The 17038-nt window shown below is 49.7% G+C and carries 13 protein-coding genes; 11 read left to right on the forward strand and 2 right to left on the reverse strand.

Annotated features, from left to right (window positions below):
• The first annotated feature begins 34 nt into the window (after nucleotides 1-34).
• The 5 genes from VIS48_12300 (at nucleotide 35) to VIS48_12320 (ending at nucleotide 6648) form a co-directional block, all read left to right on the forward strand.
• A complete protein-coding gene (locus VIS48_12300) occupies nucleotides 35-1843 on the forward strand; it encodes a hypothetical protein (GenBank protein ID HEY9166929.1) in 1809 nt (602 codons plus the stop codon).
• Complete coding sequence (locus VIS48_12305; GenBank protein ID HEY9166930.1) at nucleotides 1840-3057, forward strand: extracellular solute-binding protein; 1218 nt, start codon at nucleotides 1840-1842, stop codon at nucleotides 3055-3057. Before VIS48_12300 ends, VIS48_12305 begins: the two co-directional genes overlap by 4 nt.
• Before the next feature lie 156 nt (nucleotides 3058-3213).
• A complete protein-coding gene (locus tag VIS48_12310) occupies nucleotides 3214-4107 on the forward strand; it encodes a sugar ABC transporter permease (GenBank protein ID HEY9166931.1) in 894 nt (297 codons plus the stop codon).
• An 85-nt stretch (nucleotides 4108-4192) separates the two neighbouring features.
• Nucleotides 4193-5035: a sugar ABC transporter permease gene (locus VIS48_12315; protein HEY9166932.1), complete on the forward strand. Its 843-nt coding sequence runs from the start codon at nucleotides 4193-4195 to the stop codon at nucleotides 5033-5035.
• Nucleotides 5036-5130: 95 nt separating this feature from the next.
• Nucleotides 5131-6648 (forward strand): MFS transporter, encoded by a 1518-nt coding sequence (locus tag VIS48_12320; GenBank protein HEY9166933.1) that lies wholly within the window; start codon nucleotides 5131-5133, stop codon nucleotides 6646-6648.
• Between the two features lie 57 nt (nucleotides 6649-6705).
• Here VIS48_12320 and VIS48_12325 read toward each other — a convergent pair whose 3' ends face one another.
• The gene (locus tag VIS48_12325) at nucleotides 6706-6987 is read right to left on the reverse strand and encodes a hypothetical protein (protein ID HEY9166934.1); all 282 of its coding nucleotides are present in this window, start codon (nucleotides 6985-6987) and stop codon (nucleotides 6706-6708) included.
• A gap of 272 nt (nucleotides 6988-7259) precedes the next feature.
• Between VIS48_12325 and VIS48_12330 the strand changes: the two genes are divergently transcribed.
• From VIS48_12330 to VIS48_12355, 6 genes are all read left to right on the forward strand, one after another.
• The gene (locus VIS48_12330) at nucleotides 7260-8324 is read left to right on the forward strand and encodes an ATP-grasp domain-containing protein (GenBank protein HEY9166935.1); all 1065 of its coding nucleotides are present in this window, start codon (nucleotides 7260-7262) and stop codon (nucleotides 8322-8324) included.
• Between the two features lie 41 nt (nucleotides 8325-8365).
• Nucleotides 8366-9430 carry an ATP-grasp domain-containing protein gene (locus VIS48_12335; protein ID HEY9166936.1) on the forward strand — a complete coding sequence of 355 codons (1065 nt, stop codon included), beginning with the start codon at nucleotides 8366-8368 and terminating at the stop codon, nucleotides 9428-9430.
• Complete coding sequence (locus VIS48_12340) at nucleotides 9423-9902, forward strand: N-acetyltransferase (GenBank protein ID HEY9166937.1); 480 nt, start codon at nucleotides 9423-9425, stop codon at nucleotides 9900-9902. The genes VIS48_12335 and VIS48_12340 overlap by 8 nt, the downstream gene beginning before the upstream one ends.
• Before the next feature lie 3 nt (nucleotides 9903-9905).
• On the forward strand, nucleotides 9906-11090 hold the full coding sequence (locus VIS48_12345; protein HEY9166938.1) for a KamA family radical SAM protein: 1185 nt from the start codon (nucleotides 9906-9908) through the stop codon (nucleotides 11088-11090).
• 107 nt (nucleotides 11091-11197) lie between these two features.
• On the forward strand, nucleotides 11198-12967 hold the full coding sequence (locus VIS48_12350; GenBank protein ID HEY9166939.1) for a glycoside hydrolase family 13 protein: 1770 nt from the start codon (nucleotides 11198-11200) through the stop codon (nucleotides 12965-12967).
• Nucleotides 12968-13165: 198 nt separating this feature from the next.
• Nucleotides 13166-15940, forward strand: a complete 2775-nt coding sequence (locus tag VIS48_12355) for a T9SS type A sorting domain-containing protein (protein ID HEY9166940.1) — start codon at nucleotides 13166-13168, stop codon at nucleotides 15938-15940.
• Between the two features lie 105 nt (nucleotides 15941-16045).
• Here VIS48_12355 and VIS48_12360 read toward each other — a convergent pair whose 3' ends face one another.
• Entirely contained in the window at nucleotides 16046-16333 is a 288-nt protein-coding gene (locus VIS48_12360; protein ID HEY9166941.1) for a hypothetical protein, read from the reverse strand.
• Between the last annotated feature and the right edge of the window lie 705 nt (nucleotides 16334-17038).

Genomic DNA, 17038 nt, shown 5'->3' on the forward strand with positions numbered 1-17038 from the left:
TGTTGCATATGAGTTTTACACTTTAGATTTTTTTGTGGCGAAATCAAAAACCTATTCCGCGGCGAACTTCGGGCTGATTGTCATTCTCTTCTTTTTTGCCTCAATCCGGCCTGGTGATTCGCAGAATAAGTCACGGACTGAAAGGGTCGATACCCTCGCGCTCGTAAACGGCCAACCTATCACGAGCGAAGATTTCAAGAATCGATTCGACATGTCCATTTATCCGGGTGAAGACTACCGTGACACCATCAAGATGGAATTCCTCTATTCAATGATAGCTGAAAAGCTTCTTTCCGAAGCTGCAGAAACAGGTCCGGAGCCGTTGTCTCCTGATGAGAAGGAAGTCGCCGCACAAACCGAAGGCATTTTTCTGCGCGATGCGCTTTATAGATCAAAGATAATCCCCCGGGCAAAGGTATCGGAGGCCGACCTGAGGCGTGGATTGACTCAGTCCACCTACTCGTACGTTGTTGACGCGCTTTATTTCTCCGACAGCATAAGCGCTGCACATTTCGTCGATCTGGTCCGCGGTGAAAAACAAATCATATATCGTATCGCGGACAGCTTATCAATAAGTCACGACACACTCGGCATTTCGTACGGTGAATCTACGCCGGGAATCGAGAATGCATTCTTCGGACATGCCAATGGATTCATTTCGCAGCCGACTTTCACTGTCGACGGATGGATTGTCTTCAAAGTCATCGATCGAAAGGTGAATCAGAAATTCTCCGGCATGGCGACTGAGGACAAGGTTGCCATGATCCGAAAAATCATACAGGGTCGTGAGGAGACAGATCTCGGAGCGGAATATCTTGGTAAAATAATGAAGAACGTTCGGGTCAGTGTGAATTATTCCATTTTCAGACCGCTTGTTTATGCCATTGGAAGGATATTCACTCAAAAGCATCCGGAAAAATTTGATCAATATTATCTCGATCCTCGGGACATGCTCGAACTAAGGGCCGAGTTTGCGAATCAGCTCGCTCAACCACTCTTGAGCTTTGAGGGCGGCGATATAAGTCTTGATGAAGCACTCAAGGAGCTTCCGCTCTCCGGCTTTGGGTCGCCTGTTCCGACAATTCCAGAAATTACCATGGAGCTCCATTCGGCGCTCAGGTTTATTTCTCAAAATCACTTTCTGTCGAAGAACGCGAGAGAACTCGGCTTGGAGAATTCGGGAGAGGTGAAATACAATGTCGGTATGTTCCTCGACGCGTATCGTTCTTCCAGGGAAGCCGGGGAAATCACCGACACTCTTAGCATTACTCAAGATGAAGTTGATAAGTTCTTCGAGACTCATCACGACGAGGTGCTGAAAGCCGTTCAACTCAAACTCAATGCTTACGAGGCTGTCGGGATAAATGAGGCCGTCGATATTTACGACAAACTCCTCACTGAAAAGAAAGCAGGACGCGTCGACACCTCGGGAAAGTGGACACGCGCGTCATCACTCGGGGAAATTGGGGCGGTTCTCGCCGAACAGCCTGACGGTGCAGTGTACGGACCCATCTTTGAAAACGGCAGGTTCCAAATATATAAGGTAATTGAGAAGAAATCTTCGGTCAGCCAGGAAGCAGTCAGTCACAGTATCGAAGTCGCAAGGGAAATGTTGACGGAACAGGTGAAAGAACAAACCTTGGATAAATATATTTCCGACCTTGCCATGAAGGCGGGAGTGAAGATCTACTATTCTGAAGTGAGGTCAGTGAAGATCACGCCAATCGAAATGCTTACGTTCAGGTACATCGGGTTCGGGGGAAAAATACTCGCGGTTCCGTTATTATACCCGCGCGAGGGCTGGATAAAGTATTACAAACCTAGTAGACCGCCCGCCCCGTGACACGAATCGCAGGACTTCTGGCAGCAGTGGCGGCTATCAGCCTGTCGTCGTGCGCGCGGAGCAGCCTCGAGGATCCACACCAGATAGTTGTCTGGCAGCAGATGAGGCCGGACGAAAGGGAAGTGCTGAAGTGGGCGCTCGACAAATTCATGGAGGCAAATCCGGACATAAAGGTGACGGCACTTTATAAAGAGACCGAAGAGCTTCGCTCCGGATTTCAAATCGCAGCGATCGGAGGCGCAGGTCCCGACATCGTCTACGGACCCTCAGACCAGATCGGCCCTTTCGAAGCTATGCAAATCATACTTCCACTTGATACGCTCTTCAGTAAAGACTATTTGTCTAATTTTAATCCGAAGGGTCTCGTCTACAGTCACGGACACTTGTACCAGATCGCAGACAAGGTGGGCAATCATCTCATGCTCATTTACAATAAGACGATCATGCCCGTTCCTCCAAAGACAATGGACGAGCTTATCGCCGCGGGCAAGAAATTCACTCACAAGCCTGACTCCTACGGGCTCGTCTGGAATTATACGGAACCTTTCTTCTTCGTCCCATTTCTCACGGGTTATGGAGGATGGGTGATGGATTCTCTCGGAAATCCGACACTTGACACGCCTAGTATGCTCCGGGCGCTGGAGTTCATGAAGAATCTCCGCGACAAGTACGAAATAATTCCCAAGTCGTGCGATTACGAAACAGCTGACGCACTCTTCAAGGAAGGCAAAGCGCCGATGATAATAAACGGGCCGTGGTCATTCGGCGATTACAAGAAAGCGGGACTCGATTTCGGAGTTACGAAGATCCCGTTCAATACGGAGACAGGGTTGTGGCCCGCGCCCATGGTGTCGCCGATCGGATATTCCATCAACTCGTCAGTTCCGAAATGGAAGATTCCTGAGATCGTCAGAATGATCAAATTTCTTCTGAGTCCGGAAATCCAGAGCGAGTTCACAAGACGATTCGATACGATACCGACAAGGATCGAAGTCTACAATGGCCCCGAAGTCAACGGCAATCCGATCTTGAAGGAATCCGAAGACCAGATGGAGGTCGGCGAGCCGATGCCGATTATCCCGGAGTTGCGTGCAGTCTGGGATGCTATGCGCCCAAGTTACCAGGCAGTTCTCGGCGGGACGGAGACACCGGAGCAGGCTGCAAAGGAAATGCAGCGAAGCGCTATTGAAAAGATTAAGGAAATGAATGAGTAAAGGAAATTTAAGAGTCGAAGGGCAAACGTCAAACACATCGGGGAGAGATTGTTCCTGGACATTTCAAGAGACAAAGAAGTTTTGTTACTGCTGGTTGAGCTTTGAATCAACTTTAATGCGGTTGGCAGGCAGAAGAGGGGTTTCGCTCTGAAAGGTTTGTACGATTCCGAGAGACTCTCTCCAAATACGTTCGCCTATATTCTTATGGTGCCGGCGGCGCTCGTGATGTTCGGGGTCGTAATTTATCCGTTCCTCTACAATGTCGTTCTCTCGTTCTCAAACATGAGTCTCCGTCATTTCCGTGACTGGCACCTGACCGGTTTGAAACAGTACGGCCAGGTATTCAGCGACAAAATTTTCTACTCGGTATTCTTCAAGACATTGGTCTGGACGTTTGTCAATATATTCTTTCATGTCACAATCGGAGTAGCGCTGGCGGTTATCCTGAACAGAAAGTTATTCGGAAAGGCGGCGATCAGGACGCTTTTAATTCTTCCGTGGGCAATCCCGCAGGTAATTGTTGCATTGACCTGGAGAAGCATGTTCAACTACGAATATGGCGCCGTGAATCTCTTGATCGCGCATTATCTTCGCATGTCGCCGGTGGAGTGGCTCGGGAAGCCGCTCGAGGCGTTCGGTGCATGTATCATCACAAATATCTGGCTCGGGTTTCCTTTCATGATGACGATTGCGCTCGGAGGGTTGCAGAGTATTCCCAGGGAGCTTTATGAGGCGGCGGATATCGACGGCGCTTCGGGGTGGCAGAAATTCTGGACTGTCACCGTACCTCTCCTTAGACCCGTCATGATTCCCGCGATTACGTTAGGCATAATCTGGACGTTCAACAACGTAAACATTATCTGGCTCGTATCGAACGGCGGAGAGCCGTCAGATCAGACTCACATACTCGTCTCTTATGTTTACAAAGCGGCGTTCAACCTTTACAGGTACGGTTACGCCGCCGCACTTTCGATGGTCATCTTTGCAATACTTCTCGCCTTCAGTTTATTTTTTCTCAAGCGCACTCGCGCCTCGGAGGCTGCATATTAGAACTGCGAATTGTCAATTTCGGGATAAGAAGAAACCATTAGCGCTATCACTAATGTCGGTCGCCAGGTAAGAAATGAAAAACCAATTGAGAAGTAAGAATTTAAAATTCAAAATTCTGAATTATCTTCTCTATTTTCTCCTGATCGGCTTCACGCTCGCAGTGTTATATCCGATTGTAAATGTCTTCAGCATTTCGCTTCGCCCATCAGACAGGCTCCTCTCCACTTCGCTTAAGGTGATACCGGAAGGTGCGTCGTTCCACGCGTATCAGGTTCTTTTCACTCAAACTCCGTTTCTCCTGTGGTTTTGGAATTCAATCTTGATTGCACTCGTGGTCACTGTAACCGGTGTGGCCCTCGCGTCAACGGCCGGTTACGCATTCAGTCGATTTGATTTCTATGGAAAGAAGAGCGCGATGGTGGGATTGCTTGTGACTCAGATGTTCCCGCCGACAATGCTTCTTCTCCCGATGTACATTATGCTCTTGAAACTGCATCTTATAAATAGCTACTTCGGAATAATAATCATTTACACTTCGACCGCTCTTCCATTTTGTGTGTGGCAGATGAAGGGATATTACGACACCATCCCATTCAGTCTCGAGGAGGCGGCAAGGATTGACGGTTCCACGAGGTGGGGCGCATTCAGGAGAGTAATCCTGCCGCTGGCGGCACCGGCGCTCGTGATCACGGCTCTCTTCTCTTTCATGACTGCCTGGGCCGAGTATGTCGTTGCCGCACAAATCCTCCAGGACACGAGCCTTTTTACGCTTCCGTTAGGCCTGAAGCAATTCGAGTCGAGCATGTCGACCCAGTGGGGACTCTACGCCGCGGGCTCCTTGATAATCAGCATTCCCGCTGTCGCACTGTTCCTTTTCCTGAGCAGATGGTTGATTTCCGGGTTGACGCTGGGAAGTGTTAAAGGTTAGAAATATGACTCACGAATTGTGATTGTTCAATTGGGCATGTGTTTCGATTAGTGCGGGAATTGTTTTAAGATTCAAAATCTAAAATTGGGAATTAAATGAAGAAGCCGCGTTTGACATTCCTCCAAATCTGGAATATGAGTTTCGGGTTTCTCGGAATACAATTTGGATTCGCGCTGCAGAACGCAAACGTCAGCCGGATATTTGAAACGCTCGGCGCGAAGATAGAATCAATACCGATACTCTGGATAGCAGCTCCGGTAACCGGGCTGATCGTCCAGCCTATAATCGGTCATATGAGCGACAAGACATGGGGACGACTGGGGAGAAGACGTCCATATTTCCTGACCGGCGCAATTCTCGCGTCCGTCGCACTTCTTGTCATGCCTAACTCCCCGGTTCTCTGGATTGCGGCGGGCATGTTGTGGATAATGGATACTTCAATCAACGTCTCGATGGAGCCCTTCAGGGCATTTGTCGGCGACATGCTGCCGTCAGAGCAGAGAACTACCGGATTTGCTATGCAAAGCTTCTTCATAGGGATCGGCGCGGTTATCGCCTCAGCACTGCCTTACATCCTGACAAACTGGTTCGGTGTCAGCAACACAGCAGGCGAGGGTGCCATACCTCCATCAGTTAAGCTCTCGTTCTACATCGGTGGAGTTGTCTTCTTTCTTGCGGTACTCTGGACTGTTGTCGGCTCGAAGGAATATCCGCCAGATCAATTGAAAAATTTTTCGAGGGAATTTGAGGAAGGGACGGAAGAAGCTCGGGTTGAGAGAGCCCCTGTCCACCACTCCAGGTTCCTCAGGAACGGTTTAATCTGGACGGCGATCGGGATCATCCTGTTTGCGGTGTTTTACTTCTTCATTTACATGGACTATGGCCTCGGCGTATTCTTCGGCGGAATTGCCGCGTTCGGATTGCTCCAGTTGATTTCAGGCTTCTTGACGAAACAAAATTTGACATCAGGCGGACTGGTGGTTGTGATGAACGATCTCTTCAACATGCCGAAGACTATGGTTCAGCTTGCGTATGTCCAATTCTTCTCCTGGTTCGCACTATTTGCGATGTGGATTTACACGACGCCGGCAGTGACGCACCACATTTATGGCGCCACTGACACACAATCGGCGCTGTACAACGAGGGGGCGAACTGGGTTGGTGTGCTGATGTCGGTCTACAACGGCTTTGCTGCTGTCATGGCATTCGCACTCGTTTGGTTGGCCAGGAAGTCGAACAGGAAGAGCGTTCACGCTATCAGCCTTGTATGCGGCGGGATCGGGCTGGCATCTTTCTATCTAATAAAAGATCCGAAACTCCTTTTGATTTCCGAACTTGGGATCGGATTGGCCTGGGCGTCTATACTGGCGATGCCTTACGCGATACTCACCGGTTCACTTCCGGTCGAAAAGATGGGCGTCTATATGGGTATATTCAACTTCTTCATAGTAATTCCGCAGATAACTGCCGCCGCAATACTGGGGTTCTTTGTCAAGAATCTATTCGGAGGCGAGGCAATCTACGCTTTGTTACTTGGAGGTGCATCGCTGATTGTCGCAGCTCTTCTTGTGACAAGAGTGGACGATATAGATGAGACATCCCGCGCCGGCTAGATGGGAGGAAGTCGCTCGCTGTCTGGCTAACTTCCCTGATATGGTTGGTGGACGATCCTATTTGTTCCTTCGGACCTCTAAACCGCGCTCATTTAGCCCCTCGACGACCTTTTCCGTCACGTGTTCCTCGGTTTCCCCCTCGATCAGTCTCAGACCTGAGACTCGCACAGCTTCATCTATGCTTGGTATCGTGCCCTGAAGGTATCTCCAGATGTGGTAGCCCAGCCTGTTGTTGTCGTTCGGCTCTCTGGTCCTGGCAGTTCCTGCAATCTTGTATGCAATACTTTCACTGCTCTCTTCGCCGAACTTCTCGACCTGGGCCGGCGCCTTGGTTGTCATGTCTTCTCCATCCTTTCTGAAAATTTACTCGCCGTTCCGGACAACTTCAATGATCCATCTCGTGAGGAAACAATCGTCGGTCGTGTCGGTCGACTATACGCGAGAGTTCACAGCTCGATCATGAAGGATAGACCTTCCCTCAATGCAGACTGAAACGGGCCTCAAACTGTACCACTTTGCTTGACAATTAATAATAAATCCTTATATTGTTCGCAGGTGAAAGGCACTCCGCAGACATATGAGAAGTCGGACTTGAGTCGGAAGAACTCCGAATGAATGTTGCTCTTGTCTTTAATGTGAAAAGAGAGAGCACTCCTGAAGACAACACCGAACCTCCCAGTCACTCCTCTCCCGTAAAGACGCTGACAGTTTCTCCAAAGACGTTGGACAAGTACGCCGAGTGGGACACGATGGAGACGATCGAAGCCGTGGCACACGCGCTTTCGTTGTCGAACAACGTGGCACTCATCGAGGCGGACGAGGACGCTTACGGGAAATTGCGTGACGGAGGATTCGATATCGTCTTCAACATTGCGGAAGGAATGAACGGTGTCAGCAGGGAAGCTCAAATACCCGCGATGCTCGAGTTCCTCGGCATTCCTTATACCGGCTCCGACCCATTAACGCTTGCGACCTGTCTCGACAAAGCGAGGACGAAGGAAGTCTTGTCTCATCACGGAATTCCGACGCCCAGGTTTGTCGTGGCAAACTCATATGAAGAAGCCGTAGGGGCGTCCTTGCGCTACCCGCTTTTTGTTAAGCCGCTTCATGAAGGATCGAGCAAGGGCATTTACAATTCATCTTACGTTGACACGCCCGACTCTCTCCGGAAAGAAGTGGAACGAATACTTACCGATTACGAGCAACCGGCACTAGTTGAAGAGTACCTGCCGGGCCGAGAGTTTACTGTGGCGCTGCTTGGTAATGGGAGTGAACTGAAAGTGTTTCCGCCTGTCGAGATCAACTTCAGTTCACTGCCATCGGAGGCACTGCCTGTCTATTCTTACGAAGCGAAATGGCTTTGGGACACCAAGGATTCACCGATCGATGTCTTCAAGTGTCCTGCGCCGGTGAGCGACACGCTGTCGAAGAGGATCGAAGAGATTTCTCGACAGACGTTCGAGGTTCTCAGGTGTCGCGACTGGACGCGGATTGATATGAGACTTGACGCGAACGGTGAGCCGAACGTCATCGAGGTCAATCCGCTTCCCGGGATTTTACCGGATCCCGAAGAACATTCGTGCTTCCCAATGGCGTCGAGAGCTGTGGGACTGAATTATGATGAAATGATTAATTCGGTTCTGGATGCTGCAGTAAGAAGAATAGAGGCTTTGTAGCTCGTAATTTGCTGTATTTGTTGAACTTACAGAGGCGGAACATGCCAAGGAAAAAGAGAGTAACCGTTGTTTACGACGAAGCAGCGCTGGATATTTCCTCGGAATTAGAATTGGCCTTCAGCGGCAAGATCTCATCGGATCAAAAAGCCGCATTGATGGATACATCCACCACCAGTGTAATCGAGCAAGTCGACACCGTTGTCGCAGTGCTCAGCGAGGCGGGCTTCAGCGTCTCGACGGTAATTACCAGCTCCGACATAAAGCAGCTTATGGAGAAACTGAAAGAAGAGAAACCTGACCTTATTTTCAACTTCTGTGAATCGATCGAAGGCGATTCATTCCAGGAGATGAATGTCGCGGGTCTTTATGAGCTCCTTGGAATTCCGTATACAGGAAGCAATCCCCTGACTCTCGGGAGCTGCCTGAACAAGGTCAGGACAAAAGAGATTTTGACTTATCATAAGGTAAATGTCCCTCCCTACAGAGTGTTCACATCTCCGGACGAAGTTTCTAAAAAGAAGATCGGCTTTCCGGCAATCGCGAAACCTATCCACGAGGATGCTAGTGTCGGCATTTCGAATACGTCGGTGGTCCACGACCGTGAACATCTTCAGTCGCTCCTTGTCGACATGTTGAAAAAATTCATGCAGCCGATACTTGTCGAGCAATTCATCGAGGGGCGCGAATTTAATGTGGCCATTGTCGGAAGCGATGAAGTCATTGCGCTTCCGATTTCCGAGATCGACTTCAGCACTATGCCGCAGGGTTATCAGCACATCGTCTCATACGAGGCAAAGTGGATGCCGGACAGCGTGGAATTCAAGTCAACAGTCCCGATTTGTCCCGCGAAAATCAGCAGGCGGCTCGAACAAAAGATTCAGAACACCGCAATCAAGGCATACCAGGCGATGCAATGTCGCGATTACGCGCGCGTCGACATGCGCGTGGACAAAACAGGAAACGTGTTCGTCCTCGAAGTAAACCCGAACCCGGATCTTTCTCCAAGCGGTTCAGGATTCGCGAGGAGCGCCGGGGCCTTCGGCTGGACTTACGGCCAGCTGATAAATAGTATTGTCCAATCAGCTTTGAAAAGACGTCTTGGTTAAGATAAGTCCGACCGTAAAAGATGACTACCAGGCGATCATGCGGATCTTGAAACGTACCGATCGCTTCACAAACGAAGAACTGGAAATCGCGGACGAGCTCTTGAATTCATATTTCGAGAGTCAGGTGGACAGTGGGTACTGGACCTACACTGCCATGACGGACAAGGTCGCCGGATATATTTGTTATGGCCCGACTCCGCTCACATACGGCACGTTCGATATATACTGGATCGCCGTCGACCCTGATTTCCAGGGGAAAAGGATCGGGACTGAGCTTCTTCTCTTCGCCGAGAAAGATATAGCCAAGCATGACGGCCGGCTGATCACTGTTAACACCAGCTCGCAGGAGAAATACGGGTCAACAAGAAGTTTTTATCTTAAGAGAGGTTACCGCGAGGGGGCCAGAATACAGGGTTACTACCGTCCCGGTGACGATCTCGTGATATATGTTAAACAAATATCGGAGGACTAGTTCATGGAACTGTGGCAGCAGATGCTGAGGCAGAGTATCGATAGCGCTGATGATCTCGTCAAGAAATTCAACTTTGACAGAGATACTGCCGAAAGGCTTAACACCCTTTTCCACATCAGGATAAACCCGTACTATTTGAACCTCATTAGATATCCCGGCGATCCGATCTGGCTCCAGAGTATACCGGATGCCACTGAGCTCCAGGACGACGGACTCCCGCTGGATCCGCTGAATGAGGATGGTGATAGCCCGGTTCCAAGTATCACGCATCGTTATCCCGATAGAGTGTTGTTCCTTGTCACCAGCCAGTGCTCTATGTACTGCAGGTTCTGTACCCGGAAGAGAAAGGTCAGTGATTCGACCAAGATCAGCATGAAGTTTATCCAGGACGGACTCGATTACATCAAGGCTCATCCCGAAGTAAGAGACGTGATCGTCTCCGGCGGAGACCCGTTAATGCTGACGGACGTCATGCTGGAGAAAGTCCTGAAGGGCTTGCGCGAGATCCCTCACGTCGAGATAATCCGCGTGCACACAAAGATGCCGTGTGTCCTTCCGCAAAGAATTACACCGCAGCTTGTCGACATGATGAAAAAGTACCAGCCTATTTACGTGAACGTGCATTTCAATCATCCGTGGGAATGCACACCGGAAGCCAAGGTAGCATGCGATCTTCTCGCCGACGCAGGTTTTCCGCTCGGCAACCAGATGGTGCTGATGAAGGGAGTCAACGACGACGCTGAAGTTGTGAAAGAACTCAATCGCAAACTCCTCATTATGCGCGTCAGGCCGTACTATATTTACCAGGCAGACATGGTGAAGAGCACGAACCATTTCAGGACGCCCATTCGTGTCGGACTCGAAATAATGGACAAGCTGCGCGGCCATACATCAGGCCTTGCGGTACCGTACTTCGTCATCGACGCTCCCGGCGGCGGCGGAAAGATACCTATCCTCCCGCAATATGTGCTGTACCACGATGATGAAAAAATCGTACTCCGCAACTATAAATACGAAGTGTTCGAATACGCGGAGACCGTCGAAGGCCAGACACGGGTGCCGGAAGAGATCGATTCGCGCTTTATGAGAAAGGCACCGGTAGTCACGAGGGAACGCAAGCGAAGGATCTCTAAACCGAAGAAGCGAACCTCCGTACGCGTTGAAGCGGATAAGCCGGCAGAAGAATAAACTCTGATCGAACGATCCCAATGCTTCCTCCTTCAGCTGGTGCAAGGAGGAAGCGGGAACCGTAGCCAACAGGGAAGCGGGCCAACCTTAAAGAAAAGGATTTTCCTTTGAAGCGGTACGCGATTATTCCTCTAATTTTGTTTCTGGCGACCGCCAGTGCTCAGGTCAAAGTGCCCGAATGGGCCAAGAAGGCTGTCTGGTACCAGATTTTTCCCGAGCGATTTCGAAACGGCGACACGAGGAACGACCCTACTGCAACGGACGCCGGCGTCTCAGGGAGGGAATGGCACATTTCGCCATGGACCGGTGATTGGTACCAACTTCAACCTTGGGAAAGGAAACACTCGGACAAGTTCTACGACGTCGTCTTCGACAGACGGTACGGCGGCGATCTCGAAGGCGTGATCGACGAGCTTCCTTACCTGAAGAACCTCGGCATCAATGCGATATACTTCAATCCGATTTTTGAATCCAATTCACTCCACAAATACAACACATCAACATACATTCACGTCGATCACAACTTCGGTCCCGATCCCGAGGGGGATTTGAGGACCATGTCGGAAGAGAATCCCGCCGATCCTTCGACCTGGAAATGGACTTCTGCCGATAAGGAGTTTCTGAAACTCATCGCGAAAGCACATTCAGTGGGGATCAGGGTAATCATCGATGGAGTGTTCAACCATGTCGGGACCGACTTCTGGGCGTTCAAGGATGTCGTCAAGAAACAACAGAAATCAGATTTCAAAGACTGGTTCGTCATAAGAAGCTGGGACGATCCCACAGCGGGTACAAAGTTCGAGTACGACTGCTGGTGGGGAGTGAAGTCGCTTCCCGTTTTTAGAAAGGACACGATCACAGGACTCGTCCACGGCCCGTACGAGCACATCATGGCGATTACGAAGCGGTGGATGGAACCGGATGGCAAGCCCCAAAACGGTATCGACGGTTGGCGCCTCGACGTTCCGAACGAAGTTCCACATCCCTTCTGGAAAGATTGGCGGAAAGAAGTTAAAAGTTTAAACCCGAACGCCCTTATCATCGGTGAAATCTGGGATGACGCCTCCGCATGGCTGAAGGGTGATGAGTTCGATGGGGTAATGAACTACGAATTCGCAAAAGCTGTCGTCAAGTTTTTCATGAACAAGAAAATGAAAATTGGTCCAAGTCAATTTGACTCCACTTTGCACGCAGTGAGAGATTTCTATCCGAATGACATAGATTATGTCCTGCAAAATCTCGTTGACAGTCACGATACCGACCGGCTTGAGTCGATGATCATGAATCCCGATCGGGACTTCAACTCGAACAATAGCCCCAGGAATAATAAGGACTACAATGTCGCGAAACCGGACGCAGCAGGTATAAAGAGACAGGAACTGGTCGCACTTTTTCAGATGACCTATGTCGGGGCGCCGATGATCTATTATGGAGACGAAGCAGGAATGTGGGGGGCGACGGATCCAGATGAGAGGAAGCCGATGCTCTGGGCCGACATGAAATACGAAGACGAGAAGTCGAGTCCGGCCGCGGGTCCCAATCGTCCAGATGACAGAAACGTTTTCAATAAGGATCTATTCGACTTCTACAGCAAACTTGTCCATGAGCGCGTCACAGATCCGGCACTTCAGGTTGGGACATATAAGACTCTAATTGCAGATGATTCAAATCAAGTGTTCGTGTTTGAAAGACAGTACGGTGAGAAAGAAGCTGTGGTCGGTTTCAACCTTTCTTCACGAACTCAGACTGTGAATTTGAGACTGAGTGGTTCTACCCCTGTCTTCAAGGACATTCTCAACGGCAAGCGGGTTGCATTCAAGGGCGACTCGATTCAGGTCCTTATAAAACCCAATTGGGGAGTGCTGCTCACCCGGTAAGCACCCGGTCCTTTGAAGATTCATCCCAGTAGAGCTTGAACAGCTTTGAATAGTGTTGATTATAAAGTGGGCACCTGTTAAGATTAGTCGGTCTAAATCAAACTAGTCGTGCGCTGAGATGTTTTAAGAGGGTAGAGGGACTTCAGCGGGCTGATAACTAGACTCGTCTCCACGTGCGACCTAAGGAGGGTGAAAGTCGTGCAAGCTAATCGTTTGATTGCCTCTATCCTTTTCTTTTTGATGCCATTCGGCGTTGTATGGGCTCAACTCAGTGTTCAGGATCCAACTGTCTATGGGACGAAACCCGGATACATAGACAGGACTACACTCGTCGTGGAGCCCCACGGCGCGTACGTCGAACAGGCCCTGTACATCTGGTATTCCGACCACAACCAGTATCCCGGCAACCAGAATCTGGAGATTGTTCATCGTTTCACGCTTCCTCAGGGCTCAGTGATCAACGACCTGTGGCTCTGGATCGGGAACGAAGTCGTGAAAGCAAAAATGTTCGACACGTGGACTGCGAGGCATATTTATGACAGCATCGTGGTACACAGGCACGATCCCGCGTTCCTGGCGAAGAACGGTAACTCGTATGAACTGCATATTTATCCTCTAGTCTCCGGCCAGTTCAGGAAGATAAGGATGAATTTCATCACACCCACAAGTTGGACTGGGAACAGCGGATTCGCGGATATGCCGCTGTCGTTTTTACAGGCCAGCAACTCGACGACCAAGCCAGTCCAGCTGCTATTTCGTGATGAGGAAGATGTCTGGGGATCACCTTATGTTCGAGAGTTGCCCAACATTAGCTCCGAAAGGACAGTGGATACTGCGGGCTACGCTTATCGGGACTTCGAATTGCCGGACATCTCTTCACTTGAGAGCTTCTCATTGGGCTTTCAAACTGCATTCACCGATGGAATTTATTGCAAGTCGGGCGACCGCCAAGGTGACAGCTCTTATTTCCAAATCGGGGTTGATCCGGCAAGCTTCAATGTCGTGCGGAGCGATACAGGCGCCGCAAGAGTAATTGTCGGCATCGATCTTAGCGGCTACTATAGTCCTACTTTAAGTTCTCTCGTCCCGAGAATCACTGCAACTCTGCACAATGCACTGAGGCCCGTCGACCAATTCTGTTTGACTATCTCGGGTGCGGGATCTATTACTCATTACTCGCCTTGGAGGCTTGCAGACTCGGTCACAATCGATACCGTGCTTAAGGACTTTTTACAGTCCACAGTAGCCTCCAAACTCTCCCAGTTCAAACGCCCGGTGGTAATCTTCTGTGACGACCATGCGCAAACAATCTGGCGCTTCCCAGGGTTGGATAGCATCGCAATTATAAAAACATTTGGTCAAATCAATGACGCGGTAAGCAGTATCCCGGGTGCCGATATCGTTGCAAGTTATGATCACGGCTTCGAAACCGCAGCTGCGACTAACTCAAATCTTTCTGTCATACTCCCAAAAATTGACTCTCTCTTTTACCGTGGCGGGAGATTCCTGGGATACTACGACCACAATAGGCCTGCTTACGAAATGATTGAGTCGCATTACATAAATGGATTAGGAACAAATGCAGAATTAAACTCAGTAACTCTGTTTCCACAGCCTAACGGCAACATCGGCAATTCATTTCCTTCATCCGTCACTTGCAACAGTGTGAATTTCCTGACCTTCTCAGATCCTGACACCAAGATCGATCTTGCCAGTAGCTCCGGTGCGGGGGCGGTAATTTCAAAAAGAATTGGGAACGGTCTCCTCGTGGTTTCCGGAATTTGGTCGTTCACAGACGATGAAGCTCTCAAGGAAATGCTGGCAATTCCATTGCTTGGAACAAATCAGCACAGCTGGGATAACAAACAACCGATAATGCTGCAGGCACTCCTCGATGATTTTAGAACCTCAATTGCTCAGGACTCTGTAGCTCAGGTGATCTTTTTCAGCAATGCGGATTCTCTGATTTCAACCACCGATGCCAGGACGTGGGTGAATACTTACTTGACTTCTTTGGGGACCAATAAGCCCATCTTCAACACTGTCAACTTGCTGGACGGAAATCCGGTCACTCCGGCCTACGTCACTGATAACGGAGTGGATTACTACGGCTCTGGATTCCTGTTAAACTCACTTGCTCAAGTCACAGGAGGAGAGCATTTCGAATCGCATTTAAGAAGCTGGGACTACATCGAAGAAGGGCTCAAGTATACAAGTTGCGCTCGAATGGACTCGATGAAGGTTGGAGTAGTCGTGGATAACGGCGCCGGCAACCTTATCCAAATAAGAGAAGTCGCTCCTGACCCGGGCAATCGCGGGAAACCATGGTTCTATATCGGCGTTTCGAATGCCGCTGAGAGAATTGACTTCAACGTTCAAGCGTGGTTCTATGGATTCACACAAAGTCACTTGAAACAGGCTTCGACATATTTATTCGTTGATACGACGAACAGATCGCCGATACTTGCCGGGATGATGGGATGGGAGACGTTGCAGGATTATTTTCTTGAGAGCTCATTCGACACATCGAAAATTGTCAATCTTGCTATTAAGTATAACCTTCTTTGCGATTACACTTCATTGATTGCACTCGAGCCGAGCGAGTCGAATCCACCTCTTCTTAATCCGTTCGATGAGAGCGGGATCTTCACCAGCATGGTCAGGAACAAAGAAGCTGAGCGGGACAGTTCGGTCTTCAGCGCATTTCCCAACCCGTTCAACGGACAGGTAAAGTTCTTCCTGAATCTCAAGCGATCTTCCAGCGTAAGAATAATCATTTACAATATTCTCGGACAACAGGTGAGAGCGTTCACGCTGATCGCAGGCCCGGGCACCTCTTCTATAACTTGGGACGGTGCAGATTCACATGAGGGAGCTGCTGCAAGCGGTGTATATCTCGTACAGGCAACTGTAATCGAGAATGCAACCGGCACTCTGTTTCGCAAGAACCTCAAGATATTGATGCTTAAATAATGATGCCATCGCCGGCGATGACGATGTGATCACTTCTGACTGCGGCTCATTTCAGGCATGAGTCGCAGTCAGCTCTTCAAGTCTGATTTGCTCGTGGCCTACTTGTCAGGCGCCAGACTTAATTGACTTTACCAGATCGATCATAAGAATCAGCAGAGCGAACGAGCCAAGGATTGCAGGAATGTAGTACACTTCATTATAATTCAGTCCCGGGAACCAGTGCCCGAACACAGGCGATCCCAGCCACGCTCCGATCCATCCCCAGATCAGTTTTCCGATGAACGATTCCATTCCCGCCCTCACCTGCATCTTCAATGCGTAGTGAAGCACGAGCGACACGACGACGCTGATGACGAGCAGAATTAGAAAGCTTACGAAATCCATTCCGATCATACGTCTCTCCTTTCATGCTGGATTATGATTTGAACGATTTTAATCCGACCGCCTGAATGCCTGACTCCATGCGGTCGGGTGTTTCCCACTGCCTTCGCGATAGGTTAACCAAGCCGATCTTAATAATCAAATTTCTCCACTTGTGGGTACTGGCTCAATTTGGACAATCTATATGATCCCTTGCGAAAATGTCCCGCTCCTAAGGAGTCCCTTAGGGAAAGGGATCCCTTCGGGAGAGTCCCGTCGGGGAGGAAGAAAGCTTTCATGAGTAGTGGTCCGGTTATGGCGATTTTTTGTCTGACGTCGGGAATGGAGTCGCTATTCAAAAAATCGCTCGTTCTCTGTACGGGACGATCCCGACGGTAGTCGGGACCATTTTCGCAGGGCACCCTTTTTGCGCCTCGATTATTGTATGTGGCGCATCCGCCTTTGGTGGACTTTCGGTTCACTTTTCCCGTTCAGAAATATCCATACAATGAACGGGATCCCGTAGTGCGGGACTTTTGGGCGAGCAAAAGAAAGTGAACTTCAGAGAGACTACAAGACTTGTAGGAATTAACAGTACTTTCTTTTGTCTTGACATCCCGACGAAGGTCGGGACAGGCTCCAGAGAGTACCAAAGTCCGCCAAAGCGGATCCGTCCTCCGGCGGAAAAAAGTCAAGCGTTCACTACACGAAACGTTTCGTGAAGTGTAGCTTACGGAA

The organism is Candidatus Kryptoniota bacterium (genome assembly GCA_036567965.1).
Lineage (GTDB): Bacteria > Bacteroidota > Ignavibacteria > Kryptoniales > JAKASW01 > JAKASW01.